We start from the raw sequence: 3,240 nt of genomic DNA on the forward strand, positions 1-3,240 counted from the left end.
CCTGATCGATGATTTCTGCGCTCATGCTGAAACTCCCTTAACGGCCAAAAACGTAGCCATCGCTTTATCAACAATCTTCGCGTTGTGGTATTTGCTGATTGCCCATGTGATGGCGAAGAGAATCCACCGGAAATGGCTGGTATACGTTTTAAATGTCAGTCCATCGCAGACATCCCAAGCGCTCCAGCCAGCTGGCCAATCAGCATCGTAAACAGCCTGATAAGCCTCCCATTCATTGTTGAAACCCGCCCGGCACAAGCCGCGGACGATTTCGCGCACCACTGCTTTGTCGCTATCGGGTGTGTCGTCATCGTCGTCCCAGTCGTCATCTTCTTCTGGCTCCTCGCTTTCGTCGCCCCCCCAGGTAATCACTCAGAGACTCTTTCAGGCTTTTGCAGAACACGTCGTGGTCATACTCTTTTGCCAGCATTTCTCGTGCCGAACATCCCGCGCCAGCCTCCAGCTTTTCAGCCCAATAATGGGTATTGATTCCACCCTCCCAGGCGCCAAAAAAGTCGAACATGTCCGCGATGCGACTGAATGTCCAGGTTCCCATGTCGCCGGTTACGGTCAAGTAACCAGGCCATGTGATAACGTCGTAGTAGTAGCAAGATGTTCCCGGCTGCTGCATGCGCAGGTGGCGATACAGCCCATCGTCACGGATGATTTCCAGACGGTGAAATGCGGTATCAATCAAAAATCGTGAGTCAATTTCGAAGAAGCTCATAACTCAACCGCCTTACTCAGCTTCTCGCCGAGCGCAAAGATGTAGTCGCGTAATTCTTCCAGTGACTGCGCTTCTGATTGCAGAATTTCACGATGGCAAAGTTCTTTCACCAAGTGCTCAAACTTGCTGTAGTAGCCGAGTCGAGCCAGCGTTTCCTGACCGGCGTTCTTACCATCCTTAATGATGCGTTTCTCGTTCAGGATGAGGTCATGCGTTGACCCTGTGACGACGTATTTATCACCGAGTTCGATGTGTAGGTTTTTGCTCATGATTCCACTCCATACCGCCCATTCATGCGGCCAATAACACTGACAAATTTCACCAGGCTGACACCCATCGGCTTTACCTTCTCGTAGTGCTTGCGAAGGATGGGGGGCATACAGCGTTCCATTTCGGTTTAGGCTTTGCGCTCATCGCTTTGGTTATCTCTTCTGCGCAGCGACGAGCCTGGGCGCGGAGAGCGTTTTCTTTTTCTTCAGGAGTCATGCTGCCTCCGTCTTCACAACGTCAATGGCGCAGCCAGGTATCAGCTCAACTGAAGCGGTGGCGCACTGGTTGCCCCAGTGGCTCCAGCCTGGCGCCGCGCTGCGGCTGAACAGCTCAATCCGCGGTACGTCGCCGTAGAGCAGTTCCAGGCGGTGCCGAACTTCCCACGGTTTCTCGCTGTGCGCGCCGAGTGGGCTGTAGACCACCTGCTTAATGCCGGCGTGCTTGCGTTCCAGCCCGGCACCGCGGGTGGCGATCAGTACGTCTTCCGTGTTGGCGCGGGTGTGGTTGCCGCCATTCATGCGCGTCTCGGCATTAAGCAGGGCGAGGAAGTCGTAAAAATCGGTCACATCGCCATCTGCCAGAGCCTTGGTAATGCGTAGCTCGGCCAACTGGTTCAACTTCACCCAGGTGAAGCCCTTCATAGTGCGCACAGTAAATCCCCAGGCCTCGGCCAGTTCGATCGCCTCCTGGTTGTGGGTGCCGGTGTACCACATCGCCAATACGGCGTTATCCGCGGCGAGCTCCCATACCGGGAGCCGCTTCATATCGAGCAAGCTCATGGTGGGGTAGTGATCGACGGCGGCGCCGTTGCTGATCGTGTTCCCGTAAGACCAGGCCGGGTCGGCATAGATAAGTGAGTAGCGGTTCATAGGACTGACTCCATTTCATCGATATAGAGGCCAGATGCGATAAGCCGGCGGCGACGTGCCGCTTTATCTATACATTTCTGACGGTTGCCAGAGGCGGCCTGAGCAATCGAGCGCTTAGTGAACAGGCGCGTTTTACCCTGCGGGGTAATGACCTTTGGCCTTGTGACCAGGTCAAAGGTGCGATCACAGATGCCGTCCTCGTTGAGCCAGGTTTCCGATGCGATCAGCTGCGCAATGCGGCCTTCTCCCCTGGTTATACCGTTCGCAACGCGGTTAAATTCGACAAGCGTCACGCCGAACTTCTCCGCTATTTCGCTGCCGGTTACAGGGCGGCCGCGCGTCTGAATCATCCAGATCACGCGCTCGCGAAGGCCGGAGAATTTCCCTGCTTTTCCGGGCCTGCGGTAAAATGGAGTGCGTTTCATTCGATCTCCAGTATCATTCGCTTAGTCTCTGCCACAAGGGAGAGGAACTCATTCCTTCTCGCGCGAAGGCGGCCTATTTCTGATTGGCACTCAGCGGATGTAAGACGGTAAACAATGAGTTGCTTTCCGTCAGGGAAATCAGAGCAGTAGCTGATGAAGTCAACCCAATCCCGGCCAGAGCAATCAAGGTGGCCTATTAGTTGCCATCTATATGCCGGATCGAAGGCGCCGCGGGTGAGGGTGGCGTAGTGAGTGGCGGCAATTACCGACTTAATCTCAACCAACCCGTCCCGGCCAACGAGGCCGTCTGGACTATCCCCATACGTTTCGTGATCAAAGAAACCGCCGTTATCCACGTCGACGAAGTTCATCTCTTCGTACAGCATGCGAGCGATTGGCTCCTGTTCGTGGCCGCGCTCCATATGGTCGTTTGTGAAGCCAAACTCAGACTTGCACCCTTTAATCTGCTCAAGAGCTAACTGAAGCGCATAACGCTTGGCTGGCTCACCAAACGCCTTGCCATCGTTAGCCATAATCAAGCCGAAGTTTGAAGCGGTAGCCTTCCCCAGGCGAAGAGCATCCCACTCTTCCCCGTTTTGCTCGACGTCATGCCAGATCATGCTGAGCACTCCTGTTCCAGTTGGCGGCGATGCTCTGGAGAAATGTCCATTCTCGCCAGCACTGCATCCAGGTTGCCATCGCGCTTGAAGGCGGCCTTAGCGTTATTCCATGCCTGCGTTTTTTCCGGCGAAAGCACAGGTTTTGAAACGCGCGCTGGGCTTAAGCGGAGACCTTCAACCGATTCCTTTCCGAACCTGACATTTTTATCGACGTAAACAGTGACTTTCACGCCGACCCAATCCTCAAGGAATGGCGATCCGGTAATGCTTTTCAGCATCTTGCTGTTGGTGGCATTCAGGATCATTGGCTTAAGCTTTTCGCCAGGGCG

Annotated in this window: 7 protein-coding genes and 1 pseudogene; all 8 read right to left on the bottom strand. The window is 54.6% G+C overall.

Features of this window, described 5'->3' with window-relative positions; genetic code table 11:
• Window positions 1–21 precede the first annotated feature (21 nt).
• Window positions 22–372, bottom strand: a complete 351-nt coding sequence (locus tag ACOI7Z_RS26950; protein WP_249356059.1) for a hypothetical protein — start codon at window positions 370–372, stop codon at window positions 22–24.
• Complete coding sequence (locus ACOI7Z_RS26955; protein WP_249356060.1) at window positions 326–727, bottom strand: hypothetical protein; 402 nt, start codon at window positions 725–727, stop codon at window positions 326–328. The genes ACOI7Z_RS26950 and ACOI7Z_RS26955 overlap by 47 nt, the downstream gene beginning before the upstream one ends.
• Window positions 724–996, bottom strand: coding sequence for a DUF5405 family protein (locus ACOI7Z_RS26960; protein WP_038421618.1), 273 nt, complete (start codon window positions 994–996; stop codon window positions 724–726). The genes ACOI7Z_RS26955 and ACOI7Z_RS26960 overlap by 4 nt, the downstream gene beginning before the upstream one ends.
• Window positions 993–1,213: pseudogene (locus tag ACOI7Z_RS26965) on the bottom strand (hypothetical protein). Before ACOI7Z_RS26965 ends, ACOI7Z_RS26960 begins: the two are co-directional and overlap by 4 nt.
• Window positions 1,210–1,866: an MT-A70 family methyltransferase gene (locus ACOI7Z_RS26970; RefSeq protein WP_040239957.1), complete on the bottom strand. Its 657-nt coding sequence runs from the start codon at window positions 1,864–1,866 to the stop codon at window positions 1,210–1,212. The pseudogene ACOI7Z_RS26965 and the gene ACOI7Z_RS26970 overlap by 4 nt, the downstream one beginning before the upstream one ends.
• Complete coding sequence (locus ACOI7Z_RS26975; protein WP_156727144.1) at window positions 1,863–2,291, bottom strand: regulator; 429 nt, start codon at window positions 2,289–2,291, stop codon at window positions 1,863–1,865. The genes ACOI7Z_RS26970 and ACOI7Z_RS26975 overlap by 4 nt, the downstream gene beginning before the upstream one ends.
• Window positions 2,288–2,911, bottom strand: coding sequence for a lambda exonuclease family protein (locus ACOI7Z_RS26980; RefSeq protein ID WP_137916182.1), 624 nt, complete (start codon window positions 2,909–2,911; stop codon window positions 2,288–2,290). The genes ACOI7Z_RS26975 and ACOI7Z_RS26980 overlap by 4 nt, the downstream gene beginning before the upstream one ends.
• The coding region (locus ACOI7Z_RS26985; RefSeq protein WP_117073120.1) for a hypothetical protein at window positions 2,908–3,240 on the bottom strand (333 nt) is incomplete at its 5' end. The genes ACOI7Z_RS26985 and ACOI7Z_RS26980, both read right to left, overlap by 4 nt.

Source organism: Klebsiella sp. C283, from assembly GCF_048822555.1.
GTDB lineage: Bacteria > Pseudomonadota > Gammaproteobacteria > Enterobacterales > Enterobacteriaceae > Klebsiella > Klebsiella quasipneumoniae.

Coding starts and splice junctions, on each gene's coding strand:
- ACOI7Z_RS26960 (WP_038421618.1), bottom strand. CDS start 996: ATGAGCAAAAACCTACACATCGAACTCGGTGATAAATACGTCGTCACA.
- ACOI7Z_RS26975 (WP_156727144.1), bottom strand. CDS start 2,291: ATGAAACGCACTCCATTTTACCGCAGGCCCGGAAAAGCAGGGAAATTC.
- ACOI7Z_RS26970 (WP_040239957.1), bottom strand. CDS start 1,866: ATGAACCGCTACTCACTTATCTATGCCGACCCGGCCTGGTCTTACGGG.
- ACOI7Z_RS26955 (WP_249356060.1), bottom strand. CDS start 727: ATGAGCTTCTTCGAAATTGACTCACGATTTTTGATTGATACCGCATTT.
- ACOI7Z_RS26980 (WP_137916182.1), bottom strand. CDS start 2,911: ATGATCTGGCATGACGTCGAGCAAAACGGGGAAGAGTGGGATGCTCTT.